This window comes from Halomonas shengliensis, from assembly GCF_900104135.1.
GTDB lineage: Bacteria > Pseudomonadota > Gammaproteobacteria > Pseudomonadales > Halomonadaceae > Halomonas > Halomonas shengliensis.
On the sequence record NZ_FNIV01000003.1, the window covers coordinates 207,609 to 234,446 of the forward strand.

26 protein-coding genes are annotated in these 26,838 nt (G+C 72.1%); 20 read left to right on the top strand and 6 right to left on the bottom strand.

Annotated features, from left to right (window positions below; genetic code table 11):
- Positions 1 to 22: 22 nt before the first annotated feature.
- Both BLP95_RS05955 and BLP95_RS05960 read right to left on the bottom strand, forming a co-directional pair.
- Positions 23 to 979 carry a ribokinase gene (locus BLP95_RS05955; RefSeq protein ID WP_089677483.1) on the bottom strand — a complete coding sequence of 319 codons (957 nt, stop codon included), beginning with the start codon at positions 977 to 979 and terminating at the stop codon, positions 23 to 25.
- Entirely contained in the window at positions 969 to 1,928 is a 960-nt protein-coding gene (locus tag BLP95_RS05960) for an NAD(P)-dependent oxidoreductase (RefSeq protein ID WP_089677484.1), read from the bottom strand. Before BLP95_RS05960 ends, BLP95_RS05955 begins: the two co-directional genes overlap by 11 nt.
- Positions 1,929 to 2,099: 171 nt before the next feature.
- Between BLP95_RS05960 and BLP95_RS05965 the strand changes: the two genes are divergently transcribed.
- The 14 genes from BLP95_RS05965 (at position 2,100) to BLP95_RS06030 (ending at position 13,489) form a co-directional block, all read left to right on the top strand.
- On the top strand, positions 2,100 to 2,375 hold the full coding sequence (locus tag BLP95_RS05965; protein ID WP_089677485.1) for an FmdB family zinc ribbon protein: 276 nt from the start codon (positions 2,100 to 2,102) through the stop codon (positions 2,373 to 2,375).
- Between the two features lie 60 nt (positions 2,376 to 2,435).
- Positions 2,436 to 4,217, top strand: coding sequence for an aspartate--tRNA ligase (gene aspS, locus BLP95_RS05970; protein WP_089677486.1), 1,782 nt, complete (start codon positions 2,436 to 2,438; stop codon positions 4,215 to 4,217).
- 73 nt (positions 4,218 to 4,290) lie between these two features.
- Positions 4,291 to 5,040 carry a YebC/PmpR family DNA-binding transcriptional regulator gene (locus BLP95_RS05975; RefSeq protein WP_089677487.1) on the top strand — a complete coding sequence of 250 codons (750 nt, stop codon included), beginning with the start codon at positions 4,291 to 4,293 and terminating at the stop codon, positions 5,038 to 5,040.
- A gap of 9 nt (positions 5,041 to 5,049) precedes the next feature.
- Positions 5,050 to 5,589, top strand: a complete 540-nt coding sequence (ruvC, locus tag BLP95_RS05980; protein WP_089677488.1) for a crossover junction endodeoxyribonuclease RuvC — start codon at positions 5,050 to 5,052, stop codon at positions 5,587 to 5,589.
- 135 nt (positions 5,590 to 5,724) lie between these two features.
- The gene (gene ruvA, locus BLP95_RS05985) at positions 5,725 to 6,333 is read left to right on the top strand and encodes a Holliday junction branch migration protein RuvA (protein ID WP_089677489.1); all 609 of its coding nucleotides are present in this window, start codon (positions 5,725 to 5,727) and stop codon (positions 6,331 to 6,333) included.
- 4 nt (positions 6,334 to 6,337) lie between these two features.
- Positions 6,338 to 7,375 carry a Holliday junction branch migration DNA helicase RuvB gene (ruvB, locus tag BLP95_RS05990; protein WP_089677490.1) on the top strand — a complete coding sequence of 346 codons (1,038 nt, stop codon included), beginning with the start codon at positions 6,338 to 6,340 and terminating at the stop codon, positions 7,373 to 7,375.
- Positions 7,372 to 7,788 carry a tol-pal system-associated acyl-CoA thioesterase gene (ybgC, locus tag BLP95_RS05995; RefSeq protein WP_089677491.1) on the top strand — a complete coding sequence of 139 codons (417 nt, stop codon included), beginning with the start codon at positions 7,372 to 7,374 and terminating at the stop codon, positions 7,786 to 7,788. Before ruvB ends, ybgC begins: the two co-directional genes overlap by 4 nt.
- An 11-nt stretch (positions 7,789 to 7,799) precedes the next feature.
- Positions 7,800 to 8,489: a protein TolQ gene (gene tolQ / locus BLP95_RS06000; protein WP_089677492.1), complete on the top strand. Its 690-nt coding sequence runs from the start codon at positions 7,800 to 7,802 to the stop codon at positions 8,487 to 8,489.
- Positions 8,490 to 8,502: 13 nt separating this feature from the next.
- Positions 8,503 to 8,946 (top strand): protein TolR, encoded by a 444-nt coding sequence (gene tolR / locus BLP95_RS06005; protein ID WP_089677493.1) that lies wholly within the window; start codon positions 8,503 to 8,505, stop codon positions 8,944 to 8,946.
- A gap of 7 nt (positions 8,947 to 8,953) precedes the next feature.
- Positions 8,954 to 10,063, top strand: a complete 1,110-nt coding sequence (tolA, locus tag BLP95_RS06010) for a cell envelope integrity protein TolA (RefSeq protein ID WP_089677494.1) — start codon at positions 8,954 to 8,956, stop codon at positions 10,061 to 10,063.
- Complete coding sequence (gene tolB, locus BLP95_RS06015; RefSeq protein ID WP_089677495.1) at positions 10,063 to 11,349, top strand: Tol-Pal system beta propeller repeat protein TolB; 1,287 nt, start codon at positions 10,063 to 10,065, stop codon at positions 11,347 to 11,349. The genes tolA and tolB overlap by 1 nt, the downstream gene beginning before the upstream one ends.
- A 19-nt stretch (positions 11,350 to 11,368) precedes the next feature.
- Positions 11,369 to 11,902 carry a peptidoglycan-associated lipoprotein Pal gene (pal, locus tag BLP95_RS06020; RefSeq protein ID WP_089677496.1) on the top strand — a complete coding sequence of 178 codons (534 nt, stop codon included), beginning with the start codon at positions 11,369 to 11,371 and terminating at the stop codon, positions 11,900 to 11,902.
- Positions 11,903 to 11,931: 29 nt separating this feature from the next.
- Positions 11,932 to 12,708, top strand: coding sequence for a tol-pal system protein YbgF (ybgF, locus tag BLP95_RS06025; RefSeq protein WP_089677497.1), 777 nt, complete (start codon positions 11,932 to 11,934; stop codon positions 12,706 to 12,708).
- 16 nt (positions 12,709 to 12,724) lie between these two features.
- Positions 12,725 to 13,489, top strand: a complete 765-nt coding sequence (locus BLP95_RS06030) for a YciK family oxidoreductase (RefSeq protein WP_089677498.1) — start codon at positions 12,725 to 12,727, stop codon at positions 13,487 to 13,489.
- 64 nt (positions 13,490 to 13,553) lie between these two features.
- On the opposite strand, the gene BLP95_RS06035 is transcribed toward BLP95_RS06030, so the two are convergent.
- Together BLP95_RS06035 and ubiG are read right to left on the bottom strand one after the other, a co-directional pair.
- Positions 13,554 to 14,213, bottom strand: a complete 660-nt coding sequence (locus BLP95_RS06035; RefSeq protein WP_089677499.1) for an HAD-IA family hydrolase — start codon at positions 14,211 to 14,213, stop codon at positions 13,554 to 13,556.
- On the bottom strand, positions 14,210 to 14,935 hold the full coding sequence (ubiG, locus tag BLP95_RS06040; protein ID WP_089677500.1) for a bifunctional 2-polyprenyl-6-hydroxyphenol methylase/3-demethylubiquinol 3-O-methyltransferase UbiG: 726 nt from the start codon (positions 14,933 to 14,935) through the stop codon (positions 14,210 to 14,212). The genes BLP95_RS06035 and ubiG overlap by 4 nt, the downstream gene beginning before the upstream one ends.
- Positions 14,936 to 15,190: 255 nt before the next feature.
- Between ubiG and galU the strand changes: the two genes are divergently transcribed.
- On the top strand, positions 15,191 to 16,081 hold the full coding sequence (gene galU, locus BLP95_RS06045) for a UTP--glucose-1-phosphate uridylyltransferase GalU (protein ID WP_089677501.1): 891 nt from the start codon (positions 15,191 to 15,193) through the stop codon (positions 16,079 to 16,081).
- Between the two features lie 2 nt (positions 16,082 to 16,083).
- Positions 16,084 to 17,370: a nucleotide sugar dehydrogenase gene (locus BLP95_RS06050; protein ID WP_089677502.1), complete on the top strand. Its 1,287-nt coding sequence runs from the start codon at positions 16,084 to 16,086 to the stop codon at positions 17,368 to 17,370.
- Positions 17,371 to 17,377: 7 nt separating this feature from the next.
- Here the strand turns inward: BLP95_RS06050 and BLP95_RS06055 are convergent, their stop codons facing one another.
- Complete coding sequence (locus BLP95_RS06055; protein ID WP_176760234.1) at positions 17,378 to 17,959, bottom strand: Fe-Mn family superoxide dismutase; 582 nt, start codon at positions 17,957 to 17,959, stop codon at positions 17,378 to 17,380.
- A 191-nt stretch (positions 17,960 to 18,150) separates the two neighbouring features.
- On the opposite strand from BLP95_RS06055, the gene BLP95_RS06060 reads away from it, so the two are divergent.
- Genes BLP95_RS06060 through msrA form a run of 4 tightly spaced genes read left to right on the top strand, consistent with a single transcriptional unit; the run spans position 18,151 to position 25,505 of the window.
- A complete protein-coding gene (locus BLP95_RS06060; protein WP_089677504.1) occupies positions 18,151 to 18,981 on the top strand; it encodes a hypothetical protein in 831 nt (276 codons plus the stop codon).
- Between the two features lie 50 nt (positions 18,982 to 19,031).
- Positions 19,032 to 20,894 (top strand): autotransporter assembly complex protein TamA, encoded by a 1,863-nt coding sequence (tamA, locus tag BLP95_RS06065; protein WP_089677505.1) that lies wholly within the window; start codon positions 19,032 to 19,034, stop codon positions 20,892 to 20,894.
- Complete coding sequence (gene tamB / locus BLP95_RS06070) at positions 20,858 to 24,880, top strand: autotransporter assembly complex protein TamB (protein ID WP_245678694.1); 4,023 nt, start codon at positions 20,858 to 20,860, stop codon at positions 24,878 to 24,880. The genes tamA and tamB overlap by 37 nt, the downstream gene beginning before the upstream one ends.
- A 10-nt stretch (positions 24,881 to 24,890) precedes the next feature.
- Positions 24,891 to 25,505 (top strand): peptide-methionine (S)-S-oxide reductase MsrA, encoded by a 615-nt coding sequence (gene msrA / locus BLP95_RS06075; RefSeq protein WP_089677506.1) that lies wholly within the window; start codon positions 24,891 to 24,893, stop codon positions 25,503 to 25,505.
- A gap of 18 nt (positions 25,506 to 25,523) precedes the next feature.
- Here the strand turns inward: msrA and pepQ are convergent, their stop codons facing one another.
- A complete protein-coding gene (pepQ, locus tag BLP95_RS06080) occupies positions 25,524 to 26,825 on the bottom strand; it encodes a Xaa-Pro dipeptidase (RefSeq protein ID WP_089677507.1) in 1,302 nt (433 codons plus the stop codon).
- Positions 26,826 to 26,838: the final 13 nt, after the last annotated feature.

Here is a 26,838-nt window from a genome sequence, read left to right on the forward strand (position 1 = left end):
CTCCAGGGTCAGGGGGCCAATGTCAGGGGGCTTCGGGGGTGATGGGCGCCTCGGACGCCGCGGGGCCCTGGGTGAGGGCCCGTTCCACCTCGTCGAGGGTCGGGATGCTCTCCGCCGCCCCCTGGCGCTGCACGCCCAGGGCGGCGGCGGTGGTGGCGCGGCGCAGGCACGCCTCGACGGGCATGCCCGCCTGACAGGCGGCAAGGTAGTAGCCGATGAAGGTATCGCCGGCGGCGGTGGTGTCCACCGCCGCCACCGGCAGCGCCGGCTGGTGGCGGCGCTCGCCGGCGTGCTGGTGCCAGGCGCCTTCGCCGCCCAGGGTCAGCACCAGCTCCGTCTGGGGCAGGCGGGCGGCCAGGGCATCGAGCAGCGCCGTTGCCTCGGCCTCCGGCGCAAGGCCGGCGAGCCGGGCCGCCTCGGGGCGATTGACGAACAGCAGGGCGCAGCCCTCCAGCGGCAGGCTGGCCACGGCGGCGTCCATGGGGGCCGGGTTGAAGGCCACCCTGAGGCCGCGCTTGGCGGCCAGGGGCAACAGAGCCTCGAGCCCCGAGCACTCATTCTGCAGCAGCAACCAGTCGCCGGGCGTCGCCTCGCCCACCAGCTCGGCGAGGGCCTCGCGAGGCGTGGCGTGGTTGGCCCCCGGGTAGAGGATGATGGCGTTCTCGCCGGCGTCATCCACCTGGATGATGGCGTGACCGCTGGGTGCCTCCACCAGGGTCACCCGGGCGACATCGACCCCGGCCTCGGCCAGGGCCTCCCGGGCCCAGGCGTCTCTGTGGTTCAGCCGTCCCCAGTGGCGGACCCGACCGCCCGCACGGGCCATGGCCAGCGACTGGTTGGCGCCCTTGCCGCCCAGGCCGACGCGATAGTCGCGGCTCGCCAGGGTCTCGCCAGGGGCGACCAGGTGGGGCACCCGATAGACGTGGTCCAGGTTGATGGAGCCGTAGTTGTGCAGGAGAGGCGGCGCGTTATCGGCCATCGGCGGCGTCTCCCCGGGCCGTCTGCAGCTCACCCAGGTTGTCGGCGGTCATGGCCACGATGGTCTGGCGCGCCTCCGGGGTGATCCAGGCGTTGTGGGGCGTGACGATCAGGTTGAGGGGCTCCCCCAGGGCATCGATCAGCGCGTGTCCCTCGCGTGGCGGCTCCTCGGGCAGCACATCCACCGCGAGCCCGCCCAGGCGACCCTCGCGCAGGGCGGCCAGCGCCGCCGCCTCGTCGATGATGCCGCCCCGGGCGCAGTTGACCAGCAGGGTGTCGGGCCTGAGCCGGGCCAGCAGCGCCTCGCCGACCAGGTGGTGGGTGGCCTCGTTGAGCGGGCAGTGCAGGCTGATGGCATCCACCTCCCCGGCCAGGTCGGCGAGGGCGGGGCGGCTGTCGTGGGCCTCGTTGCCGGGGCGGGCGGTGAAGGTCACCCGCATCCCGAAGGCCTCGGCAAGGCGCGCCACGCGACCGCCCAGCTCGCCCTGGCCGACGACCGCCAGGTGCTTGCCCTCGAGCTGCAGGGTGCGGTGGTCCATCAGGCAGAAGAAGGGGCTCTCGCCCCAGCGTCCCTGTGCCACATCGCGCTGGTAGCGCGGCAGCCGGTTGGCCAGGGCCAGCAGCAGCAGCAGGGTGTGCTGGGCGACGCTGGCGGTGCCGTAGCCGGTGACGTTCTTCACCGCGATGCCCAGCCGCCGGGCCGCCGCCATATCGATGTTGTTGGTACCGGTGGCCAGCACGCAGATCGCCTGGAGGCGGGGCAGGGCATCGAGGGTCTCGGCGTCCAGCACCACCTTGTTGACGATGGCGACCTCGGCGTCGGCCAGGCGCTCCCGGGCCTGGTGGCTGGTGCTCTGCTGATGCACCACCAGCTCGCTGACCCGGTCGCGGAGGGGGCCGAGGTCCACGTCGGGACCGAGGCTGGCGGCATCGAGGATGACGGCTTTCATCGCAGGTTCCTTGCTCTGTGTGGTGCGCCTTGCCGGGACTGGTAGGGGGCGCGCTATAATAGCGGGCTTTGGCAGGCTTGGAAGTCGCCACGGCCGGCCGCATATTGGTCACGTCGGGCCCGGCCCGACGCCGTCCTGATCTGGGTGATGACGATTTGGAGTGATCAAACCATGCCCATCTACGAATACGAGTGCAAGGCCTGCGGCCACCGCCTGGAGAAGCTCCAGAAGCTGAGCGCCGCGCCGCTGACCGACTGCCCCGCCTGCGAGGCCCCCGAACTCGGCCGCCTGGTCTCCGCCGCCGGATTCCGCCTGGCCGGCGGCGGCTGGTACGAGACCGACTTCAAGGCCGGCAACCGCAAGAACCTGGCCGGCGACGACGGCAAGGGCGGCGACGCCAAGCCCGCCGAGACGACCGGCGGCAAGAAGGATGGCGCGGCGGCCTGAGGGCCGCCGCCGACCCGTTACCGACTTCGATTCACACGACGCAACAGAACAGGACACACCATGCGCAGCCATTATTGCGGCCAGCTCAACGAGACCCTGGTGGACCAGACGGTCACCCTGTGCGGCTGGGTTCACCGCCGCCGTGACCACGGGGGCGTGATCTTCCTCGACATGCGCGATCGCGACGGCATCGCCCAGGTCGTGGTCGACCCCGACACCGCCGAGGCCTTCGCCAACGCCGACCGCGCGCGCAGCGAGTACGTGCTGCGCATCCAGGGCCGCATCCGGCTGCGTCCCGAGGGCACCCAGAACCCCAACATGCCCACCGGCATGATCGAGGTGCTGGCCAAGGAGGTCGAGGTCCTCAACACCGCCGCCACCCCGCCGTTCCAGCTCGACGAGCACGGCAAGGTGGGTGAGGAGGTGCGCCTCAAGCACCGCTACATCGACCTGCGCCGCCCGGAGATGATCGACAAGCTGCGTCTGCGTTCGCGCATCTCCCACAGCGTGCGTGCCTTCCTCGAGGGTCAGGGCTTCCTCGATATCGAGACCCCGATCCTGACTCGCGCCACCCCCGAGGGCGCCCGCGACTACCTGGTGCCGAGCCGTACCCACCCGGGCAGCTTCTTCGCGCTGCCGCAGTCGCCCCAGCTGTTCAAGCAGCTGCTGATGGTGGCCGGCTTCGACCGCTACTACCAGATCGCCAAGTGCTTCCGCGACGAGGACCTGCGCGCCGACCGCCAGCCGGAGTTCACCCAGATCGACCTCGAGGCCTCCTTCGTTGAGGAGGAGGACATCATGGGGATCACCGAGGCGATGATCCGCCAGCTGTTCCAGGAGGTGCTCGAGGTCACGCTGCCCGAATTCCCGCGCATGACCTGGCACGAGGCGATGACCCGCTACGGCTCCGACAAGCCGGACCTGCGCATCCCGTTGGAACTCACCGACGTCGACGACCTGATGCAGCAGGTCGACTTCAAGGTCTTCTCCGGGCCGGCCAGCGCCGATGACGGCCGCGTGGCGGCGTTGCGCGTGCCGGGCGGCGCCAAGCTCTCGCGCAAGGAGATCGACGACTACACCAAGTTCGTCGGCATCTACGGCGCCAAGGGCCTGGCCTGGATCAAGGTCAACGAGCGCGCCAAGGGCCTCGAGGGGCTGCAGTCGCCCATCGTCAAGTTCATGGAGAACGTGGTCGAGGAGCTCCTCGAGCGGGTGGGCGCCGAGGACGGCGATATCATCTTCTTCGGCGCCGACAAGGCGCGCATCGTCAATGAGGCGATCGGCGCGCTGCGCGTCAGGCTGGGCGAGGACCTCGACCTCTACACCCGGGAGTGGGCGCCGCTGTGGGTGGTGGACTTCCCGATGTTCGAGGCCGACGACGATGGTCGCCTGAGCCCGCTGCACCACCCCTTCACCTCGCCGGCGTGCAGCGTCGAGGCGCTCAAGGAGAACCCCGCCGAGGCGCTCTCGCGCGCCTACGACATGGTGCTCAACGGTACCGAGCTGGGTGGCGGCTCCATCCGTATCCATGACCAGGCGATGCAGCGCAGCGTGTTCGAGATCCTCGGCATCGGCGAGGAGGAGGCCCGCGAGAAGTTCGGCTTCCTGCTCGATGCCCTGCAGTACGGCGCGCCGCCCCACGGCGGCCTGGCCTTCGGCCTCGACCGCCTGGTGATGCTGATGACCGGCGGGCGCACCATCCGCGAGGTGATCGCCTTCCCGAAGACCCAGAGCGCGGCCTGCCTGATGACCGACGCTCCGGGCGAGGTCAGCGGCGACCAGCTCAAGGAGCTCAGCATCCGCCTGCGCCAGAAGGCCAAGGTCGAGACCGCCGGCGAGTGACGCCGCCCCCGACCCGATGCATCTCACCGGCGCCCAAGGGCGCCGGTGTCATGTTCCAGGCAAGGAGAGACATATGGCCGGCCATAGCAAGTGGTCCAATATCAAGCACCGCAAGGCGGCCCAGGACGCCAAGCGCGGCAAGATCTTCAACAAGCTGATCCGCGAGCTCACCGTGGCCGCGCGCCAGGGCGGCCCGGACACCGCAGACAACCCGCGCCTGCGCACCGCCGTGGACAAGGCGCTGGGCCAGAACATGCCCAAGGACACCGTGCAGCGCGCCATCGACCGTGGCGCCGGTAACGCCGACGGCGACGCCATGGAGGAGGGCGTCTACGAGGGGTATGGCCCGGAAGGGGTGGCGGTGATGGTGGAGTGCCTCACCGACAACCGCAATCGCACCGTCTCCGAGGTGCGACACGCCTTCAACAAGAGCGGCGGCAACCTCGGCACCACCGGCTCGGTGGCCTTCATGTTTCATCGCCAGGGCCGCCTGGCGCTCCCCGAGGGCGTCAGCGAGGAGGCGGTGATCGAGGCCACCCTGGAGGCGGAGCCCGAGGACATCGTCACCCTCGACGACGGCACCCTGGAGGTGGTCACCGCCCCCGACGCCTACCATGAGGTCAAGGAGGCGCTGGTGGCGGCGGGCATCGAGCCCGAGCGCAGCGAGCTGGGGCTTTTCCCCGAGACCACCACGCCCATCGAGGACCAGGAACTGGCCCGCAAGGTGATCCGCCTGATCGACATGCTCGAGGACCTGGACGATGTCCAGAATGTCACCACCAACGCGGAGTTCGATGATGCCGTGCTCGACGCCATCGACTAGGCCTTGGGCATGCTGATACTGGGCATCGACCCCGGCTCGCGGATCACCGGCTACGGCGTGCTGGACGTCTCCACCGCCACGCCGCGCTACGTGGCCAGCGGCTGCATCCGCATCCGCGCCGAGGACCTGGCCCAGAAGCTGGCCCAGGTCTATGCGGGGGTGAGCGAGCTGATCGCCGTACACCGTCCCGCTGAGTTCGCCATCGAGCAGGTGGTGATGTCGAAGAATGCCGACTCGGCCCTCAAGCTGGGCCAGGCGCGGGGCACCGCCATCGTCTGCGCGGCCAACCACGGCCTGCCGGTGAGCGAGTACGGCCCGCGCCAGATCAAGCAGGCGGTGACCGGCTCGGGACGCGCCGACAAGGCCCAGGTGCAGCACATGGTCACGGCGATCCTGGGGCTCTCGGCGTCGCCACAGGCCGACGCCGCCGACGCCCTGGCCATCGCCCTGACCCATGCCCACGCCCGCCGCGGCCTGCTCACCAGCGGCAGCTTCGGTGGCCACCAGAGCCGTCGCAAGGGAAGCTCCTGGCGCGATTTCCGCCCCTGATGGCGTCGCCCCATGGGGACACTCGCGAGTTCTCGAACGGCGTTCCCTCACACTGGCCAGCCCCGCGGCCGACCAGTATAGTGGCGGCATCGGCGGCACCTGCCGCCCCCTGCTAGGCAAGGACACGGACTTCCCATGATCGGACGCCTGCGAGGCACGCTTCTCGAGAAACAGCCCCCCTGGCTGGTGGTGGACGTGGCCGGAGTCGGCTACGAGCTCGAGGCCTCCATGACCACCCTGGTGGCCCTGCCCGCCGTCGGCGAGGCGGTCTCCCTGCATACCCATCTCACCGTGCGTGACGACGCCCACCTGCTCTATGGCTTCGCCCGCGAGCAGGAGCGCGCGCTGTTCCGCGCCCTGATCAAGGTCAATGGCGTGGGCCCCAAGCTGGCCCTGGCGATCCTCTCCGGCATGGACGAGGCGGCCTTTCAGCGCTGCGTGATGGAGGACGACGTCAAGGCGCTGACCCGACTGCCCGGCGTCGGCAAGAAGACCGCCGAGCGCCTGATCATCGAGATGCGTGACCGCTTCCCCCACTGGGAGGCGCTGGAACCGGCGCTGGCCGGGCTGGAAGCGGGAGGTGCTGCGACACCGCGCCAGGACCCGCTGGCCGACGCCGAGGCCGCCCTGGTGAGCCTCGGCTACAAGCCCGCCGAGGCGGCACGCATGCTGGCCGGGCTCGAGGAGGCGGGCAGCACCGAGGCGATGATCAAGGCGGCGCTGAGCCGCCGGATGGCGGGGTAGGGCGATGCTCGAGAACGATCGCCTGATCGCCGCCGATGCCCGCGAGGGGGAGGAGCCCGTGGATCGCGCCATCCGCCCCAAGCGACTGTCCGACTACATCGGCCAGCCCCGGGTACGCGAGCAGCTGGAGATCTTCATCGGCGCCGCGCGCGGGCGTAGCGAGAGCCTCGACCACACCCTGGTGTTCGGGCCTCCCGGGCTCGGCAAGACCACCCTCGCCAACATCATCGCCGAGGAGATGAGCGTCGGGCTCAAGTCCACCTCCGGGCCGGTGCTGGAGCGTGCCGGCGACCTCGCCGCCATGCTCACCAACCTCGAGCCCGGGGACGTGCTGTTCATCGACGAGATCCATCGCCTCTCGCCGGTGGTGGAGGAGATCCTCTACCCGGCCATGGAGGACTTCCAGCTCGACATCGTGATCGGCGAGGGGCCGGCGGCGCGCTCCATCAAGCTCGACCTGCCGCCCTTCACCCTGGTGGGCGCCACCACCCGCGCGGGACTGCTCACCTCGCCGCTGCGCGACCGCTTCGGGATCGTCCAGCGCCTGGAGTTCTACGCCATCGAGGAACTCACCGAGATCGTCGCCCGTTCCGCGCGGCTGATGGGCGTCGAGGCCGACCCGGCCGGGGCGCTGGAGGTGGCGCGCCGCTCCCGGGGCACCCCGCGCATCGCCAACCGCCTGCTGAGGCGGGTGCGCGATTACGCCGAGGTGCGCGGCAGCGGGCGCATCGATGCCGCCATCGCCGACCGCGCGCTGGACATGCTTCACGTCGACCAGCACGGCCTGGACCACATGGACCGGCGCCTGCTGCTGGCGATGATCGAGAAGTTCGACGGTGGCCCGGTGGGGGTCGACTCCCTGGCCGCCGCCATCGGCGAGGAGCGCGACACCATCGAGGACGTCATCGAGCCCTACCTGATCCAGCAGGGGCTGATGATGCGCACCGCCCGCGGCCGGGTGGTGACCCGCCAGGCCTGGCAGCACTTCGGCCTGGCGCCGTCGGAGGCCGCCGAGGACGCGGCGGGGGAGAGGCGTCCATGAGTGATTTCCGCCACCCGGTGCGGGTCTATATCGAGGACACCGATGCCGGCGGCATCGTCTACTACGTCAACTACCTCAAGTACATGGAGCGGGCCCGCAGCGAATGGCTGCGCGCGCAGGGGATCACCCAGCGCGAGCTGTTCGAGCAGGGCATCCAGCTGGTGGTACACCGCCTGGAGTGTCGCTATGCCAAGCCCGCCCGGCTGGACGACGCGCTCGAGGTGAGCGCCGAGGTCCTGTCACGGGGTCGCGCCCGGCTGCAGTTCGGCCAGGTGGTGACCCGCCGCGGGGAACCCCTGTGCGAGGCCAGGGTCGACATCGCCTGCCTGGACGCCGAGCGCCTGCGCCCCCGGTCCTGGCCGGCGGCGCTCGCCGAGCGTCTGGCCACCCCTTCTGCCCAATCGCAAGTCTGACGAGGATGCCCGTGAACGACGCCATGTCCATTCCCCACCTGATCATGAACGCCAGCACCGTGGTGCAGCTGGTGATGCTGCTGCTGGTGCTGGGCTCGATCCTCTCCTGGGTCGTGATCTTCCAGCGCAGCTTCGTGATGCGCCGGGCGCGCAAGGCCCATCGCCGCTTCGAGGACCGTTTCTGGTCCGGGGTCGACCTCAACGAGCTCTATCGCGAGGTGCCCCCGGAGCAGGAGACCCAGGGGGGCGAGCACATCTTCCGCGCCGGCTTCCGCGAGTTCAATCGCCTGATGAGCAAGACTCGCAGCCCCCAGGCGATCCTCGACGGCGTCCAGCGCAGCATGCGGGTGGCGTGGTCCCGGGAGGAGGAGCGCCTCAATCGCCACCTGGTGTTCCTGGCCACGGTCGCCTCGGCCAGCCCCTACATCGGCCTGTTCGGCACCGTCTGGGGCATCATGGGCTCCTTCCAGTCGCTCTCCATGGCCCAGCAGGCGACGCTGGCCACCGTCGCGCCGTGGATCGCCGAGGCCCTGATCGCGACCGCCATGGGCCTGTTCGCGGCGATCCCCGCGGTGATCTTCTACAACCGCCTCTCCTCGGAGTCCGGCCGCCTGCTCGGCAAGTACGAGGACTTCGCCGAGGAGTTCCACTCCATCCTGCACCGCAACCTGCAGGGCCGCGGCGACGCCGCCGGCGCCTGAGGGAGGTTTCGCCATGCACGGTCCCTTTCATCGCGGGGGTGGGCGCAAGCCCATGGGCGAGATCAACGTGGTGCCCTTCATCGACGTCATGCTGGTGCTGCTGGTGATCTTCATGATCACCGCCCCCATGCTGACCCAGGGGGTCCAGGTAGACCTGCCCCAGGTGACCTCGGAGCCCATCGACGTCGAGGAGCAGGAGGACCCGGTGATCGTCTCGGTGGATCGCGACGGACGCTTCTACCTGGAGCTCGGCAACGACGATCCGCTGGAGCTCGGCCTCGACGAGCTCGCCGAGCGGGTGATCATCCTGCGCGAGCGCAACCCCGACACACCGGTGATGGTGCGCGGCGACCGCAACGTGCCCTACGGCAAGGTGGTCAGCCTGATGGGCACGCTGCAGACCGCCGGGGTGGCCAAAGTGGGCCTGATCTCCGAGCCGCCGAGCGGGGAGGAGTAGCGTCGCCATGGCCAGACGACACGAGCGGGTCGGCTACGGGCTGCCGACGCTGCTGGCGGTCGGGCTCCACGCCCTGGTGCTGCTGGTCAGCGTGATCAGCCTGCCCGCCCGGGAGCCCCCACCGCAGAGTTCCTCCATCGTCCAGGCGACCCTGGTCAGCACCGAGACCGTGACCGACCAGGCCCAGCGCGCCGAGGAGGCCCGCCAGCGTGCCATGGCCCGTCAGGCGGAGGAGGCACGCCAGGCCGAGGAGCAGGCCCGCCAGGAGGCGGAGGCCGCCGCCCGTGACGCCGAGCGCCAGGCCCAGGCCGAGCGTGAGGCGGCCGCCGAGGCGGAGGAGGCGTCGCGTCGCGCGGCCGAGGAGGCGGCGGCCGAGGCGGCCCGCCGCGCGGAGCAGGCCGAGGCCGAGGCTCACCAGCGCGAGCAGGCCGAGGAGCAGCGCCAGGCCGCGGAAGCCGAAGCCGAACGCCGCCGCCAGCAGGAAGCCGAGGCGGAGCGTCGCCGCCAGGAGGAGGCCGAGGCGGAGCGTCGCCGCCAGGAGGAGGCCGAGGCCGAACGTCGCCGCCAGCAGGAGGCCGAAGCCGAACGCCGTCGCCAGGAGGAGGCCGAAGCCGAACGCCGTCGCCAGGAGGAGGCCGAAGCCGAACGCCGTCGCCAGGAGGAGGCCGAGGCCGAACGTCGCCGCCAGGAGGAGGCCGAAGCCGAGCGCCGTCTCCAGGAGGAGGCCGAGGCGGCTCGGCTCGCCCGCGAGCAGGCCGAGGCAGAGATGCAGCGGCTGATCGAGGGCGCCGAGGAGCGTGTCGCCAATGCGCAGCAGGGGCAGCAGGCGGCCAACGACTTCATCGCCCTGGTCAGGCGTGCGGTGGAGCAGGCGTGGCGCATCCCGCCCAACGTCGCCGCCGGCACCAGCGTCGAGATCGCCGTGCGCCTGGGCCCCTCCGGCGAGCTGTTCGCTGCCGAGGTGCGCCGTGCCAGCGGCGACGGTGCCTTCGACCGCTCAGCCCTCCAGGCCGTGGAGGCCGCCGCGCCGTTCGCCGAACTGCGACAGTTGCCAGCCGGCGTCCAACGCGACTACCGTCAATTCAACCTGCGTTTCACACCGGGAGACGTCCGCTGATGAAAGCCATGATGACCGCCTGGCTGACCGCCGCCCTGCTGCTGGCGAGCCAGCTTGCCCAGGCCAACCTGACCATCGAGATCACCCGCGGCAACGAGAGCGCGACCCCCATCGCCGTGGTGCCCTTCGCCGGCGGCGAGGGGCTGCCCGAGGATGTCGCCCAGGTGGTGCACGACGACCTCGAGCGCAGCGGCTACTTCGAGCCGCTGCCACGCCGCCAGATGATGGACCAGCCCAGCGAGAGCGAGCAGGTCCGCTTCGGCGACTGGCAGGCCCTCGATACGCGCTACCTGGTGGTGGGCAGCGCCGAACGCGAGGGCGACGGCTACCGGCTGCGCTATGAGCTGCTCGACGTGAGCGGCGAGCAGCGCATGCTGGGTGAGGTGGTCACCGCCGATGCCGGCGGGCTGCGCGGTGCCGCCCACTACATCAGCGATCAGGTGTTCGAGGCGATCACCGACATCCGCGGCGCCTTCTCGACCCGCATCGCCTACGTCACCTCCCAGGGGGTGGGCGACGACATGCAGTTCGCCCTCTACGTGGCGGACGCCGACGGCCACAACAGCCAGCAGGTGCTGAGCTCGCGGGAGCCGATCCTCTCGCCCAGCTGGTCGCCGGACGGCGGCAAGCTCGCCTACGTCTCCTTCGAGACCGAGCGGCCGGCCATCTATGTGCAGGAGCTCGGCTCCGGCAAGCGGGCGCGGCTCACCGACTTCCAGGGCCTCAACAGCGCCCCGGCCTGGTCGCCGGATGGCCGTCGGCTCGCCATGTCGCTCTCCAAGGATGGCCAGCCCGATATCTACGTGATGGATATCGCCTCGCGCAACCTGCAGCGCCTCACCCGCGACTCGGCCATCGACACCGAGCCCTCCTGGGCGCCGGACGGGCGCAGCCTGGTGTTCACCTCGGACCGCAGCGGCGGCCCCCAGCTCTATCGCCACGACCTCGGCAGCGGCGAGCAGAAGCGCCTCACCTTCACCGGCAACTACAATGCCCGCGGCCGCTTCTCTCCCGACGGCGAGTCGCTGTTCCTGATCCACCGCTCGGATCGCGGCTATCAGGTCGCGCGCCAGGACCTGGATAGCGGCCGCCTGGTCACGCTGAGCGATTCACGCTGGGACGAGTCGCCCAGTGTTGCCCCCAACGGCACCATGGTACTCTTCGCCACCCAGCAGGGTAACAGCGGGGTGCTGGGGGCCGTCACCGCCGATGGGCGCGCGTCCTTCCGCCTGCCCTCGGCTCGGGGTGATGTGCGCGAGCCCGCGTGGTCACCTTTTCTGAACTGATCTTTCAGGAGTGCAAGAGATGCAATTCAAGCCCTACGCCCGTTCCCTGGCGATCGCCTTCTCGCTGGCCCTGGTGGCCGGCTGCTCCAGCACCGGCGGCACCCAGGACGGCAGCATGGATGGCGGCGTCGCCGGCTCCGGCGCCAGCAGCAGCGGGGTGAGCGGTGGCCAGGCCAGCGGCTCCGGCTATGGCGGCACCGCCGGCCAGCAGGCCGACGGCCGCATCCCCCAGCAGCGCACCATCTACTTCGCCTTCGACAGCGACGTGATCCGCCCCGAGTTCGAGTCAGTGCTGGCCGCCAACGCCCGCTTCCTGCGCGAGAACGGCAATGCCAGCGTGGTGCTCCAGGGGCATACCGACGAGCGCGGTACCCGCGAGTACAACCTGGCGCTGGGCGAGCGTCGTGCCAATGCGGTGGAGCAGTTCCTCTCCGTGCAGGGCGTCTCCCCCTCCCAGGTCGAGGTGGTGAGCTACGGTGAGGAGCGTCCCGCCGCCCGCGGCCAGAACGAAGAGGCCTACGCCCAGAACCGTCGTGTCGTGTTCGCCTACTGAGGCGACCCCAAGCGACGAGGGAGAGACACATGAGACACGGTCTGAAAGGACTGTGCGGCGCGGGAGCCCTGGTGCTCCCGCTCGCCGTATGGCTACCCGCCCTGGCCCAGCAGCCGGTGGTGGAGGACCTCACCGCGCAGCCCAGCTCGTTCTACCAGCAGACGGATACCCGCGAGTCGGCCGGCGGCAACCTGGTGATCTTCAACCAGGTGCAGCAGCACCAGGAGGAGCTGCGCCGCCTGCGTGGCCAGGTCGAGGAGCTGCGCCACCAGCTCGAGCAGCTGCGCAGCCAGACCCGCCAGCAGTACCTCGACCTCGAGGATCGCCTGGCCTCGGCATCGGCCGGCATGACCGCGCCGGCCGAGCAGGCCGTGGACGAGGAGGCCGCCCGCCAGGTGGCCGAGGCGCCGGCGCCGAATGCCGTCGACGCCGGCGTCCAGGAGGCCTACCAGCAGGCCTTCGGCCATGTCCAGGCCCGCGAGTTCGACCGCGCGATCGCCGCCTTCGAGGCCTTTGTCGGCGACCACCCTGACAGCCGGCTGACCCCCAACGCCCACTACTGGCTGGGCGAGCTGCACGCCGCGGAAGGGCGCCTGGCACCCGCCGAGGCCGCCTTCACCACCGTGCTCGAGGCGTACCCGGAGAGCAGCAAGGTGCCGGACGCCCTCTACAAGCTGGGCCTGCTCAAGGCGCGCCAGGGCGAGCCGGAGGCCGGCCGCGAGCTGCTCGAGCGGGTGCGCCAGGAGTACCCCGAGAGCACCGCGGCGGGGCTGGCCGGCGACTTCCTGCGCCAGGCCGGCAACTGATCATCGAGGAGAGTCCATGACCACCTGCAAGATCGACTACCAGGCACCCGAGGGGCTGCTCGCCGACCGCGTGATCCTGGTCACCGGGGCCGGCGACGGCATCGGCCGGGCGGCGGCCCTGGCCTATGCCCGTCATGGGGCCACGGTGATCCTGCTGGGCCGCACCATCGCCAAGCTGGAGGCGGTGTACGACGAGATCGAGGCCGCCGGCGGGGCGCAGCCGGCGATCTTTCCGCTCAACTTCGAGGGGGCGACGCTCAAGGACTACTACGACATGGCCGAGACCCTGGACCGGGAGTTCGGCCGTCTCGACGGCATCCTCCACAACGCCGGCCTGCTGGGGCGCATCATGCCCTTCGAGCAGTACAACCCGGAGCTGTGGGAGCAGGTGATGCAGGTCAACATTAACGGCCCGATCTGGATGACCCAGGCGCTGCTGCCGCTGCTCAAGAGCTCGCCGGACGCCTCGGTGATCTTCACCTCCTCCAGCGTGGGGCGGCGGGGCCGGGCCTACTGGGGCGCCTACTCGGTCTCCAAGTTCGCCACCGAGGGCTTCATGGAGCTGCTCGCCGACGAGCTCGAGCACCTCGGCAGCATCCGCGTCAACAGCCTCAACCCCGGCGCGACACGCACCGCCATGCGCAAGACAGCCTATCCCGGGGAGAACGAGATGACGCTGCGCACCCCCGAGGAGATCATGCCCACCTACCTGTGGCTGATGGGGCCGGAGAGCCGCGGCCACAACGGCGAGCGCTTCGACGCCCAGCCGCCAAAGGCCTGACCCAAGGCGATGACGCGAGCGGCGGCGGTGACAGGTCTGTCACCGCCGCCGCTTTTGTGCTTTCTCAACCCAGCGCCGCCGCCAGCGCCTCGCCGGTCTCGAACCAGAGATCGGCGGGCCAGCGACGATAGTCATCCGCCGTCTCGGTATACCCCCAGCCCACCGCCACGGCCGCCATGCCGGCGGCACGGGCCGCCTGGATGTCGCGCAGATGGTCGCCAATGTACCAGCACGCCTGCGGGCTTACCCCGAGGCGTCGCGCCGCCTCGTGGAGCGGCGCCGGGTCGGGCTTCTTGACGGGCAGGTCGTCGGCGCACAGCAGGGCACCGGGGCTGAGGGCCAGGGCCTCCACCAGGGGCGCGGCATAGGCGCGGGGCTTGTTGGTGACGATGCCCCAGGGCGCGCCGGCGGCCTCCCAGGCCTCGAGCAGCGGGGCGAGCGAGGGGAACACCCGGCTCTCCGCCGCCACCGCCTCGCCGTAGGCGGCGAGCAGGAAGGTGCGGGCCTCGTCGTGGCCCGGTGCCTCCCGGGCCAGCCCCAGGGCGAGCTCGACCAGGGCGCTGCCGCCGTTGGAGACCTGGGCGCGGATCACCGGGTAGGGCAGGGCGGAGAGCCCGTGGTGGGCGCGCAGGGCGTTGGTGGCCCGGGCCAGGTCCGGGGCGGTGTCCACCAGGGCCCCGTCGAGGTCGAAGAGCAGGGCAGCGGGTCGCGTGAGGGCGGTCACGAGGCGTCCCGCCGGCAGTGCATCAGGTAGTTGACCGAGACATCGCTGGGGTGGAGCCGGTAGCGCCGCGTCAGCGGGTTGTAGACCAGGCCGCTCTGCTCGCGCACCGCGAGGCCCGCCTGGCGACACCAGCCGGCCAGCTCCGCCGGACGGATGAAGCGCTTGTAGTCGTGGGTGCCCCGGGGCACCAGTCGCAGCAGGTACTCGGCGGCCACCACGCCCAGCGCCAGGGCCTTGGGATTGCGATTGAGGGTCGAGAAGAACACCTGCCCGCCGGGCTTCACCAGGCTCGCGCAGGCGCGGACCACCGAGGCCGGGTCCGGGACATGCTCGAGCATCTCCAGGCAGGTGACCACGTCGAAGCTTCCCGGGGCCTGCTCGGCCAGCGCCTCGACGCTGACCCGCCGATAGTCGATGGCAAGCCCGCTCTCCTCGGCGTGCAGGCGGGCCACCCCCAGCGGCGCCTCACCCAGGTCGATGCCGGTCACCTCGGCCCCGCGGTGGGCCATGCCCTCGGCCAGGATGCCGCCGCCGCAGCCCACGTCCAGAACCCGGCGCTCGGCGAGCCCCGCCCGGGCGTCGATGAAGTCCAGGCGCAGCGGGTTGATGTCGTGGAGCGGCTTGAACTCCCCCTCGCGGTCCCACCAGCGGCCGGCCAGGGCCTCGAACTTGGCGATCTCGCCGGGATCCACGTTGTCCGCTGAGGTCGATGTTGCGCCCATCTGCGCTCTCCGTTGCTGATTCATGGTGCGGGACTGCTGCATGGTGCGGCCCCTGGCCCGGTTGTTGGCCTGACGCGACAGTCGCCGTCGTCGGGTCGACACAGTGGCAGCCCGGGTCGCGTCCGGTATCATGCCCATGATACCCGTTCTCGGGGAGGCATTCCCATGCCACCTGTCCTGGCCACTTCCCCGGGAAGGGGCGCCGCGACCCGCGGCGCCATCCACTGACGCTGAGAGATCGACAAGGACTTCATCATGATTCGCAAGGCCGTGCTTCCCGTCGCCGGTTTCGGCACCCGCTGCCTGCCGGCCTCCAAGGCGATTCCCAAGGAGATGATCACCATCGTCGACCGCCCGGTGATCCAGTACGTGGTCCAGGAGGCGGTGGCCGCCGGCATCCGCGACATCGTGCTGGTCACCCATGGCAGCAAGGGCGCCATCGAGAACCACTTCGACAAGCACTTCGAACTGGAGGCGAGCCTCGAGGCCAAGGGCAAGCACGAGCTCCTGGAGGAGCTGCGCGCCATCGTCCCGGAGGACGTCAACATCATCAGCGTGCGCCAGTCCGAGCCCCTGGGCCTGGGCCACGCCGTGCTCTGCGCCCGCCCGGTGGTAGGCGACGACGAGCCCTTCGCGGTGCTGCTGCCCGATGTGCTGGTGGACGACGAGGGGCTTGCGCGCAACGACCTCGCCGGCATGCTTGAGGCCTTCGAACGCACCGGCCGTGCCCAGCTGATGGTCGAGGAGGTGCCCCACGAGATGACCCACAAGTACGGCATCGTGGATACCGGCGGCGACGCGCCGGGGCCCGGCGAGTCCCGTCCCCTGGTGGGGGTGGTGGAGAAGCCCGCGGTGGAGGAGGCCCCCTCCGACCTGGCGGTGATCGGTCGCTATGCCCTGCCCGGACGCATCTTCCCGCTGCTCGCCGAGACGCCGCCCGGCGCCGGCGACGAGATCCAGCTCACCGACGCCATCGAGACCCTGCGCCGCCAGGAGGGGGTCGATGCCTACCGCATGCGCGGCAAGACCTTCGACTGCGGCCACCAGCTCGGCTACCTCGAGGCGATCCTCGCCTACGGGCAGCGCCACCCCCGCTACGGCCAGGGCTTCCGCGAGCTGCTGTCCCGCTACGCCGGGGAGGCGTGAGCATGCGCGTACTGATCCACGGCAGCGAGCTCTCGGCGACGGCGGCGGCCGCCGCCCTCTCCTGGGTCGGCCACAGCGTCACCTGGCTGCCGCATCCCGACCAGCCCTGGGAGACCCTGCGCCAGGCGGAGTGGCTGGTGCGCGAACCGGGACTCCTCGAGCGGCTCGAGAGTGCCCTGGCCGCCGGCGACCTGCGCCTGGCGGCTGACACCCGGGACGCCGTGTCAACCCCCCAGGAGGTGGTCTGGCTGTCGCTCTCCCCGCAGCAGCGTGACGGGCTCGAGGCCTTGTTCGCGGCGCTGGTCAACGCCGAGGGGCTGCGCCTGCTGGTCAACCACTCCACCTTCCCGGTGGGCGAGACCGAGCGGCTCGAGGCGCGCCTGGGGGGCCATGCCCGGGCCGTGGCCCTGGCGGACCTGATCGAGGAGGGGCGCGCCTGGGAGACCTTCACGCGGCCCAGCCGCTGGCTGCTGGGCTGCGACGACACCGAGGCCGAGGCCCGGGTGCGCGAGCTGCTGCGCGCCTTCAATCGCCGCCAGGAGGTGATCCAGCGCATGCCGCGGCGTGCCGCCGAGCTCACCAAGCTGGCCATCAACGGCATGCTCGCCACCCGCATCAGCTACATGAACGAGGTCGCCGGCCTGGCCGACAGCCTGGGGGTCGACGTGGAGCACGTGCGCCTGGGCATGGGCTCGGACCCGCGCATAGGCTACGAGTACCTCTACCCCGGCTGTGGCTTCGGCGGCCCCAACTTCTCCCGGGACCTGATGCGCCTGGCCGACGTGCAGTCCGCCAGCGGACGCCGCTCGGCGCTGCTGGAACAGGTGCTCGACATCAACGAGCACAAGAAGGAGACCCTGTTCCGCAAGCTGTGGCACCACCTCCATGGCCGCCTGGAGGGGCGCTGCGTGGCGATCTGGGGGGCGGCCTTCAAGCCCGGCACGGCGCGGATCGACCAGGCGCCGGTGCTGCCGCTGCTGCGGGCGCTGTGGGCGCAGGGGGTGCGGGTGCGCCTGCATGACCCCGCGGCGCTGCCGGCGCTGCGCCAGGAGGTGGGCGAGCATCCGCTGCTCGAGACCTTCGATGGCGACCCCCTGGAGGCGTGTCGGGGCGCCGACGCCCTGATGCTGGTCACCGAATGGAAGACCTACTGGAACCCCGACTGGGCGCGCCTGGCCGAGGCGCTCTCCGAGCGCCTGGTACTGGACGGGCGCAACATCTACGACCCGGCCTGGGTCTCCGCCCAGGGGCTCACCTATCGCGGTATCGGGCGTCGCGCCGACCCCTGAACGCCAACTAGGCCGGCAGGGCGGGGCCGGCCAGGTTGGCGGCGGCGAAGCGCCAGTTGGCCAGGGCCCGGAAGGCCGCCAGCCCCGCCGCGGCCTCCTCGGCCTCGGGTGCCACGTAGTGGACCAGCAGCGGGATCACTCCCGGCGCCAGGGGCAGCTCGCCCTCGGCGGTGGCGAGCACCGCCAGTTCCCGCCCCTCGCCCCGGGCCACCAGCCAACCCCAACCCCCCACACCGCGCAGCGGCGCGCTGGCGTCGTCGAGGGCGCGATACAGCCCCTCAGGGTCACCGAAGGCGGCCACGATGGCGGCCTCCAGCGCCTCGCTCGGCGCACCCTGGCGAGGCGCGAGGCTGTGCCAGTGGAAGGTCAGGGCCCAGGCGCGGGCGGCCTCGCGGGCCAGCTCGCCCTCGGCACCACGGGCGATGGCCTCGGGGGAGGCGTCGGCCCAGGGGGTACCGGCCGCCAGGGCGGCGAGACGCGCGACGCACCGGCGCTGCAGGCGGCCATGGCGGCGGCGCACCGTCTCGCGCGAGAGGTACGGCTCGAGGGCCTTGATATCGTAGGGCAGGGCGGGCAGTTCGAGGGACATCTGGCTTCCTGATCGAGGGGCGGCGATGGACGGCGAGGGCTGCGTTGGCATCTCGCCCGTGCGCCGGGGCCGAGAAACCCCTTACACTGACGGCCGCATCGGGATGCAGGTCGCCAGGCGCCGCGGCATGATAGCAGGCGACCGCCATCCCGGCATCCGTTCCCCGCCCAGGCCCTACAAGGAGTCGCCCCATGGCAGAGCGCCAGGATCCGCGCCGCTACGCCGGACCGATCGTCCCGGACCCGGAGGCCAGCCTGACGGCACAGCGCCACCGCTATCCCGAGCCGCCGACGGTGTGGCCGCTGTGGCTGCTGGTGCTGCTGCTCACCGCCGGGCTGGGGGCGGCCGGCTGGTTCGGCTGGCAGGAGCGACAACGCCTGTCGGCGGAGGTGGCGCGCCTCGGCGGCGAGCTCTCCAATGTCCATGCCCGCTTCGACACGGCGCTGGGCGAGGGCGACGCCCTCCAGGAACTCGAGCAGCGCGTCGCGGCACTGGGCGAGGAGAACGCGACCCAGGAGCGGCGCTTCGCGGTGCTCGAGGAGGACCTCGCCGCCGGTCTCGATGAGCTGGGAGCCGGCATCGAGCGACTGGAGGGCCGCCTCAGCCGCATGGGGGAGGCCGCCGCCACCCGCGAGGCCATGCTCGCCGCCTTCCAGGACTCCCTCGACGCCCTGGAGCGTGCCGGCGAGGAGGGGCGCGCCGCGCTCGAGGAGCGCATGGCGCGCCTGGATGCCGCCAACGGCGGGGACGCCGCGGCTCTGGAGGGGCTGCGCGAGTCGCTGGCAGCCCTCGAGTCACGCCTGGCGGCCACCCGCGAGGCGGGCGAGGAGGCCCGCGATGCCCTCGAGCGGCGCCTTGCCGCCCTGGACGAGGCGGTTGAAGGCGTCGACGAGGCGCGGGAAGATAGCCGCCAGGATCGGGATGCCCTGCGCTCGCGCCTGGCCGCCCTCGAGGCCGAGGCCGGCGAGCTGCGCCGTAGCCAGCTCGCGCTGAGCGCCCGCCTCGAGGCCCTGCGGCCGTGAGGTGGCGCCGGGAGCATCCCCGCGAGTCGCAGACAGAAGGGCGTGGGGAGATGGAGAATCGCGTGACGGGACGCCTGGCTGCCGCGACTCTGGTGGTGGGGCTGCTGGTGAGCCCGGGGGCACTCGCCCTCGAGGCGCGCATCGAGGGTCTCGAGGGGGACGTGGCGGACAACGTGCGCCACTACCTGGAGGGGCTGGATGCCGCCCAGTACAGCCGCGCTCGGCTGGAGGGGGAGGCGAGGCGCCGCGCCGCCGAGGCGATGCGCGCCTACGGCTACTACGAGCCCACCCTCGAGGTGCGCCTGGCGGAGGGTGAGCCTCCCGAGCAGGTCACCCTGGCCATCACCCCGGGCCCGCGGGTGCGCATCGAGACGCTGGAGTTCCGCCTCGAGGGCGCGGCCGACGAGGATCCCCCCTTCCGGGAGGCGATCGACGCCTTCCCCCTGGCGACCGGCGACCCCCTGGTCCATGCCCCCTACGACAGCCTGCGTGCTCGGCTGGCCAACCTGGCCCTGGAGCGCGGCTACTTCGACTGGCGCTACGCCACGCGCCGCCTGGAGGTGCGTCCCCATGAGGAGAGCGCGCGCCTCTACCTGACCCTGGACAGCGGCCCCCGCTACCGCTTCGGCGACGTCCTGCTGATCGGCAGCCATATCGAGCACGAACGCCTGCGGCGGATGCTGCCCTTCGCCCCCGGGGAGCCCTACCTGGCCGGCGAGCTGGCCCGCTACAACCAGCGTCTGGGGCAGACCGAGTGGTTCCGTTCGGTGACCGTGCGTCCCCGGCTGCAGAGCCCCACCCTGACCCTGGACGAGGGGGAGCCTGGCTGGATCGCGTCGGTGGCCACCGAGGGCGAGGCGAGCTATGTGGCCGGACCGCGCCTCTCGGGGGCGGCGCTGGCGGCCACCACCGCGGTCACCGCCACCCCGGACTCGGCGCCAACGGTGCCCATCGACGTCAACCTGGCGCCCGCCGACCGCCACCAGTTCGAGGTGGGCGTGGGCTACGCCACCGACGTCGGCCCGCGCCTGCGCTTCAGCTGGGACCAGCCGTGGATCAACCGCTACGGCCACGGCCTCGACCACGACCTCTACGTCTCGGCCCCGGAGCAGCGCTTCGGCGGCGTCTACTCCATGCCGCTGGATAACCCGCTGCGCGACAGCTACGAGTTCCAGTACGGCCTCACCAACAAGGACAACGACGACACCCGCTCGCTGGAGGCGACCCTGGAGGGCGCACGCCGCTGGGAGTTCGACAACGGCTGGGTCCAGCACCTCTATGTGCGCACCACCTACGAGGACTTCACCCAGGCCGGCGACAGCGAGCAGGTGCTGCTGCTCTACCCGGGGATCCGCTGGTCGCGGACCCGGACCCGCAACCCCACCTTCCCCTCCTGGGGCGATCGTCAGCGCCTGAGCCTGGAGGTCTCCGACGGCCTGTGGGGCTCCGATGCCGACTTCATGCGTGTCACCGGCGAGTCCCGCTGGATACGCAAGATGGGCGACGACAATCGCCTGCTGGCCGGCGTCGGCCTGGGGGCCATCGAGACCGATGACTTCTCGATGATCCCGCCGTCGCTGCGCTTCTTTGCCGGCGGCGACAACAGCGTGCGCGGCTACGGCTACGAGAGCCTCTCGCCGCGCGACGCCGAGGGCCAGCTCACCGGCGGGCAGCAGTTGCTCACCACCAGCCTGGAGTGGCAGCGCCGGGTGACCGGCGACTGGTGGGGCGCGGCCTTCGTGGATACCGGCGACGCCTTCGCAAGCTGGGGCCCCGACGACCTCAACACCGGTGCCGGCCTCGGCGTGCGCTGGATCTCGCCGGTCGGCCCGATCCGCCTGGACATCGCTCACCCGTTCGACGACGAGGACAATTCGTGGCGCCTACACTTCGCCATCGGTCCAGAGTTCTGACCGCGCTCTGGGCGCTGATCCGCCTGCTGATCCTGCTTCCCCTGTGGCTCCTCGGCCTGGTCGTCCTCGTCCTGGGCCTGGCGCTCTCGCCCTGGGGCACCGGGCTGCTCCTCGACCAGGGCGAGCGCCTGGGCTTCCTGGAGGTCGAGTCCCACGCGGGGGCGCCGCTGGATCGCCTGGTGCTGGAGGGGCTCTCCCTCGAGGCCGGCCCGGCCAGCGTGGCGCTGCGCCGCCTGGAGCTGGCCTGGTCGGAGGAGTGCCTGCTCGACGGCCGCCTCTGCCTCGAGACCCTGGCGGTGGAGGGGGCACGCATCCGCCTCGCCGAGGGCGAGGCGAGCGATGAGCAAGCCCCCGAGGGCGCCGCCCCCCCCGGGCCCATCGCCTTGCCGTTCCCCATCGAGCTGCGTCGCCTGCTGCTCGAGGACGTGGAGGTGCGCCTGGCCGACGGCACCCGGCTACGCTGGGACCACTTCAGCAGCGGCGCCACCGCCGAGGGCGACACCCTGCGCCTGCTGCCGACGCGGCTGGTCGGCACGCGCCTGACCCTGCCGCTCTCGCCGGGCACCCGCCTGGCCCTCGCCGAGGGCGAGGCCGAGGGGCCGCGCCTCTCGGCGCCGGCCATCGACGCTGCCATCGCCGTGCGCTCGCCGCTGCCGGAACCGGTCGCCGCCGAGGCCGAGGGGCTCGCCGCGCGGGACCTGGCCAGCGAGCCGCGCCGCGAACTCCCGGAGATCACCCTGCCGCTGCGCCTCGAGGTGCCCGAGCTGCTGGTGGAGGAGAGTGCCGTGGAGGGGGCCGTGGAGTACGGGGTCGAGCGCCTGGCGCTGTCGCTCTACGGGGAGGGCCACCGGGTGGAGGTCCGTCCGCTGGAGGTGGCGACACGCGACGCCGAGGCGAGCCTCGAGGCCGAGGTGGCGCTCGCCGGCGACTACCCCCTGACACTGCGCCTTGAGAGCGCCCTGTGGCTGCCCGAGCGGCTCCCCGAACTGGCGGGACAGCGCATCACCCTGGCCCTGGACGGCAGCCTCGCCGCGCTGGTGGCGCGCCTCGACCTTTCGGGGCCGATCGACCTGGCCCTGGACGCCCGCCTCGACGCCCTGGCCCCCACGCTGCCGATGACCGTGAGCCTGGCCAGCGACCTGGTACAGTGGCCGCTGCCCGGTCACCAGACCCGCCTCGACGAGAGCGGCGAGGAGGTCGCCGTCGAGCCCTGGGTGGTGGAGGACATCGCTCTGCGCCTGGAGGGCAGCCTGGTGGACTACCGCCTGGCCGCCGCGCTTTCCGCCGAGGGGCCTGAGCTGCCCTTCACCCGCCTGGCCCTCACCGGCAGCGGCGATCTCACCCATTTCGCCTGGAACCCACTGTCGCTGGCGGTGGCCGACGCCTCGCTGACCAGCCGCGGCCGCGTCGCCTGGGAGGACGGCCTGGCGGTGGAGGCCGAGGCGCGCCTCGACGACGTCGATCCCGGCCGCTTCGTGGAGGGCCTGCCGGGGCGCCTGGAGGGTGACCTCGCCGCCGCCTTCCGCCAGGGGGAGGCGGGCTGGACACTCACGGTGCCGCGCCTGGCCATCGACGGCGAGCTGCAGCAGCGCCCGCTCAGCCTGCGCGCCGAGCTCGCGGGTGACAGCGAGATGCGCTGGGATATCCGCACCCTAGACTTCCGCCAGGGCGAGAACCGTCTAGCGCTCTCGGGCGAGGTCAGCGAACCGCGCCTCGCCCTGGACGGCGAGGTCGACATGCCCGCCCTGGCCAGCCTCCACGAGGCGCTGTCGGGACGGATCAGCGGCACCCTGGCCGCCGCCGGCAGCCTCGAGGCCCCCGAGCTGGACGTCGCCCTGACCGGCGAGGCACTCGCCTTCGCCGAGAATCGCCTCGAGCGGCTCGACCTGGCGGCCCGGGTCAGCGGCCTGGAGGATCCGGCGCTGGACGTCACCCTCGACGCCGAGGCCCTCGCCGCCGGCGGCCAGCGGCTGGAACGCCTCGCCCTGGTGCTCGGCGGTCGCCTCTCCGACCATACCCTGACCCTGGACGCCACGGCCCCGGCCAGCATGCCGCTCTCGCGGGCGGCACTCGCCGTGGAGGGGGGGCTCGACCCGACCCGCACCACCTACGCTGGCCAGGTCTCGCGCCTGGAGGTCGACGCCGAGCAGGGCGAGCTGCGCCTGCCCTCGCCGGCGGTGTTCACCGCCGACCTGGCCGAGGGCGGCGCCCGGGTGGAGCCCTTCTGCCTGGCACGCCGCCAGGGCGGCAGCCTCTGCGTGGTGGAGACCCTCACCGCCTCGGCCGATGGTGGCGAGGCGCGCCTGGCGCTGCGCGAGCTGCCCATGGCGCTGCTCGACCCCTTCCTGCCCGAGCCCTGGTCGGCGACCGGCATGACCGAGCTCGACCTCGACGCCGGCTGGGGCGCCGGCGGCACCTGGCGCGCCGAGGCACGCCTGCAGAGCCGACTCGACCTCGCCGGCGAGGACGCCTACGGCCAGCCCTGGTCGCTGCCGCGAACCCGCCTCGAGGGCCGGCTCACCGCCGACGACCAGGCCGCCGAGCTGGACCTGTCGCTGGGGCTCGCCGAGGCCGGCGACCTGGCGCTCCAGGCGCGCCTCGACGACCCCGCGGGCGAGGGGCGCCTGGCGGGCGCCCTGACCCTCGACGGCCTGAGCCTCGCCCCCTACCGCACCCTGGCGCCCGGCATCGAGACCCTGGCCGGCGAGCTTGCCGGCCAGGTCGACCTGGCCGGCACCCTGACGACGCCCGAGCTGCGCGGCGAGCTCGCCCTGACCGGCCTGCGTGCCAGCGGCGCCGACGTGCCGCTGGCGGTGCGCGACGGCGAGGTGCGCCTTGACCTGGCCGGCGACGCCGCGACCCTCGACGGCTTCATCGCCGCCGAGCAGGGGCGCCTCGAGATCGACGGCAGCGCCGCCTGGCCCTCTCCCCAGGCGTGGCGCGCCGACATCGACCTGGTGGGCACCGAGCAGCCGCTGCTCGCGGTGTTGCCGGCGTTCGGACGGCTGCGTATCGCCCCCGACCTGCAGATCCGTGCCCGACCGACCCTGCTGCAGGTGCGCGGCGACGTACGCATCCCCTGGGCGCGCCTGGAGGTCGGCGAGTTGCCCCCCTCGGCGGTGGCACCGAGCCCCGACGAGGTGATCATCACCGCCCGCGACGAGGCGCGGGCCCGGCGCGAGGCCGAACGCGCCGCCGACGAGGCGGCGGCGGGGGAGGACACCGCCGCGGCCATGGCCGAGGCGGGCATGGCGCTCGACGTCCAGGTCGAGCTGTCGCTCGGCCCGGACATGCAGCTCGCCGCCTATGGGCTAGAGTCGGGCCTCTCCGGCACCCTGGAGGTGCGCCAGCAGGATGGGCCGGTGCAGCTGTTCGGCGACGTCAGCCTGGTGGACGGGCGCTTCCGCGCCTACGGCCAGGACCTGCTGATCCGCGAGGGGCAGCTGCTGTTCAGCGGGCCGCCAGGCCAGCCGCTGCTCAACTTCGAGGCGGTACGCAACCCCGACGCCACCCAGGATGGCGTGATCGCCGGCCTGCGCGTCACCGGTAGCGCCAGCGAGCCGCAGCTGCGGGTGTTCTCGGAGCCGGCCATGGACGAGGCCAGCGCGCTCTCCTACCTGCTGCGCGGCCGCGCGCCCAACGACAGCGACACCGACGGCGCCCTCACCTCGGCGCTGGTGGGCATGGCGGTCGGCCAGGCCGGCGGCGCGGTGGGCGGCATCGGCGAGGCCTTCGGGGTCTCCGACCTCACCCTGGACACCGCCGGCAGCGGTGAGGACAGCCAGGTCACCCTGAGCGGCCAGCTCACCGACGACCTCGAGGTGCGCTACGGGGTAGGGGTGTTCTCGCCCATCGCCGAGCTCACCCTGCGCTACAACATCTGGCGCAGCCTCTACCTGGAGGCGGTGTCGGGAACCGCCCAGGCGGTGGACCTGGTCTACCGTTTCACGCGGTCCGGCAACCCGCGCATCATCGACGACGACTGAGGAGCCTGCCATGTCCCTGGATCCTGCCCGCGCCCTGCCCGGGCGCGACACCCCGCTCGCCATCAGTGGCGTCCATGCGGTCAACGGCCGCGCCATGACCCCGCCCTTCCCGGAGGGGATGGAGGAGGTCGTGCTGGGCCTGGGCTGCTTCTGGGGGGCCGAGCGGCTCTTCTGGCAGCTGCCGGGCGTTTACGTCACCGCCGTGGGCTACGCCGGCGGGGTGACCCCCAACCCCACCTACGAGGAGTGCTGCACCGGGCTCACCGGCCACGCCGAAGTGGTGCGGGTGGTCTTCGACCCTGCCGAGGTGGACCTCGAACGCCTGCTCCGGGTGTTCTGGGAGGCCCACGACCCGACCCAGGGGGACCGCCAGGGCAACGACATCGGCCCCCAGTACCGCTCGATCATCCTGACCCGCAACGCCGCCCAGCAGGTGGTGGCCGAGCGCACCCGGGACGCCTACCAGCAGGCGCTCTCCCGCGCCGGGGGCGGGCAGATCACCACCGAGATCGAACCGCTCAGCGCCTTCTACTACGCGGAGGAGTACCACCAGCAGTACCTGCACAAGAACCCCGGCGGCTACTGCGGCCTGCGCGGCACCGGGGTCAGCTGCCCGCTCGGCTGAGCGGCGAGGGGGGCGCGATCAGTCGGGGAGGGCCGGGGTGAGGTTCGTGGCCCCCTCGGCGGTGATCGCCAGGTTGTCCTCAATGCGGATGCCGCCGTGGTCGGCCAGGCGTTCCACCCGCCCCCAGTCGACGTCATCCCGTCCGCGATGCGCGGCCAGCAGCATCGGGATCACGTAGAGCCCGGGCTCGATGGTCACCACCATGCCCGCCTCAAGCCGGCGCGTCAGGCGCAGCGCCGGGTGGGCCTCGGGGGGCGGCAGCGGGCGACCCGCCGCGTCGACGCGCCCGGCGACGTCGTGGACCTGGACACCCAGCAGGTGCCCCAGGCCATGGGGGCAGAAGGCGCGGGTCAGGCCGCTCTCCACCGCGCCCTCTGCGGAACCGCGTACGATCCCTTGGTCGACCAGCAGCTCGGCAAGCTCCCGGTGCATCCTCTCCTGCAGCGCGACGAACTCGACCCCCGGGGAAAGCGCCGCGGCCAGGCGATCCTTGATGGCGGTGACCCCCTCGATCAGCGGGGCGAAGGCCGGGTCGGCGTCCGGCCCCGCCCAGGTGCGGGTGATGTCGGCGCACAGCCCGCGGTGGCGATGGCCGGCATCCACCAGCAGGCTGTGGCGTCGGGCGGGGGCCTGGCGATCGTAGTGCTGGTAGTGCAGCACGCCGCCGTGGGCGTTGACCCCGACGATGTTGGCGTAGGGCAGCTCGCCCTCACGCTGGCGGGAGGCGCCCAGGTAGGCGAGCTGGATATCCAGCTCGGCGCCGCCCTCCAGGAAGCGGCGCCGTGCCGCCGCATGCCCCGCCAGGGCCTGGCGGTTGGCCTCATGGATGCAGGCCACCTCATAGGCACTCTTGCGCACCCGCCCCTCGTCGAGGGCGGCGAGCAGCGCCGGCGGGTTGGCCTCGGCACCCAGCGCGCGGGCCTCACCGGCCTCGATGTCGCCGATCACCGCGAAGCGCCCGCCGGGCAGTGCCGGCGGGGTCTCGAAGCGGCCGCGCTCCACCTCGAAGCGGTTGACCCAGGGCTCGTCGGGCAGGGCGGCGGGCAGGTGCCAGAAGTCCTCGGGGGCGTGCAGGTAGAGGCGGGGTGTCTGGCCGGGGCGCACCAGCAGCCAGCTGTGGGCGAGATGGGCCTGGCCGGTCCAGTGCACGAAGTGGCCGTAGGCGACGAAGCTCGCCTCCTGGTCGTCACCAAGGTGGCAGCGCGGCCGGCCGCTGTGGATCAGCACGCCATCGAGCGCCTGATGGCCGAGCGTCTCGGCGTAGGCGGCGAGCAGGGCGTCGAGGTGGCGCGCCTGCAGGGTATCGAGGTCCTGGGTCATGGGGTCTCCGGTG

Excerpts from the sequence above, each read along its gene's own strand:
- BLP95_RS05955 (WP_089677483.1), bottom strand. The coding sequence starts at position 979 with ATGGCCGATAACGCGCCGCCTCTCCTGCACAACTACGGCTCCATCAAC.
- BLP95_RS05960 (WP_089677484.1), bottom strand. The coding sequence starts at position 1,928 with ATGAAAGCCGTCATCCTCGATGCCGCCAGCCTCGGTCCCGACGTGGAC.
- BLP95_RS05965 (WP_089677485.1), top strand. The coding sequence starts at position 2,100 with ATGCCCATCTACGAATACGAGTGCAAGGCCTGCGGCCACCGCCTGGAG.
- aspS (WP_089677486.1), top strand. The coding sequence starts at position 2,436 with ATGCGCAGCCATTATTGCGGCCAGCTCAACGAGACCCTGGTGGACCAG.
- BLP95_RS05975 (WP_089677487.1), top strand. The coding sequence starts at position 4,291 with ATGGCCGGCCATAGCAAGTGGTCCAATATCAAGCACCGCAAGGCGGCC.
- ruvC (WP_089677488.1), top strand. The coding sequence starts at position 5,050 with ATGCTGATACTGGGCATCGACCCCGGCTCGCGGATCACCGGCTACGGC.
- ruvA (WP_089677489.1), top strand. The coding sequence starts at position 5,725 with ATGATCGGACGCCTGCGAGGCACGCTTCTCGAGAAACAGCCCCCCTGG.
- ruvB (WP_089677490.1), top strand. The coding sequence starts at position 6,338 with ATGCTCGAGAACGATCGCCTGATCGCCGCCGATGCCCGCGAGGGGGAG.
- ybgC (WP_089677491.1), top strand. The coding sequence starts at position 7,372 with ATGAGTGATTTCCGCCACCCGGTGCGGGTCTATATCGAGGACACCGAT.
- tolR (WP_089677493.1), top strand. The coding sequence starts at position 8,503 with ATGCACGGTCCCTTTCATCGCGGGGGTGGGCGCAAGCCCATGGGCGAG.
- tolA (WP_089677494.1), top strand. The coding sequence starts at position 8,954 with ATGGCCAGACGACACGAGCGGGTCGGCTACGGGCTGCCGACGCTGCTG.
- tolB (WP_089677495.1), top strand. The coding sequence starts at position 10,063 with ATGAAAGCCATGATGACCGCCTGGCTGACCGCCGCCCTGCTGCTGGCG.
- pal (WP_089677496.1), top strand. The coding sequence starts at position 11,369 with ATGCAATTCAAGCCCTACGCCCGTTCCCTGGCGATCGCCTTCTCGCTG.
- ybgF (WP_089677497.1), top strand. The coding sequence starts at position 11,932 with ATGAGACACGGTCTGAAAGGACTGTGCGGCGCGGGAGCCCTGGTGCTC.
- BLP95_RS06030 (WP_089677498.1), top strand. The coding sequence starts at position 12,725 with ATGACCACCTGCAAGATCGACTACCAGGCACCCGAGGGGCTGCTCGCC.
- ubiG (WP_089677500.1), bottom strand. The coding sequence starts at position 14,935 with ATGGGCGCAACATCGACCTCAGCGGACAACGTGGATCCCGGCGAGATC.
- galU (WP_089677501.1), top strand. The coding sequence starts at position 15,191 with ATGATTCGCAAGGCCGTGCTTCCCGTCGCCGGTTTCGGCACCCGCTGC.
- BLP95_RS06050 (WP_089677502.1), top strand. The coding sequence starts at position 16,084 with ATGCGCGTACTGATCCACGGCAGCGAGCTCTCGGCGACGGCGGCGGCC.
- BLP95_RS06055 (WP_176760234.1), bottom strand. The coding sequence starts at position 17,959 with ATGTCCCTCGAACTGCCCGCCCTGCCCTACGATATCAAGGCCCTCGAG.
- BLP95_RS06060 (WP_089677504.1), top strand. The coding sequence starts at position 18,151 with ATGGCAGAGCGCCAGGATCCGCGCCGCTACGCCGGACCGATCGTCCCG.
- tamA (WP_089677505.1), top strand. The coding sequence starts at position 19,032 with ATGGAGAATCGCGTGACGGGACGCCTGGCTGCCGCGACTCTGGTGGTG.
- msrA (WP_089677506.1), top strand. The coding sequence starts at position 24,891 with ATGTCCCTGGATCCTGCCCGCGCCCTGCCCGGGCGCGACACCCCGCTC.
- pepQ (WP_089677507.1), bottom strand. The coding sequence starts at position 26,825 with ATGACCCAGGACCTCGATACCCTGCAGGCGCGCCACCTCGACGCCCTG.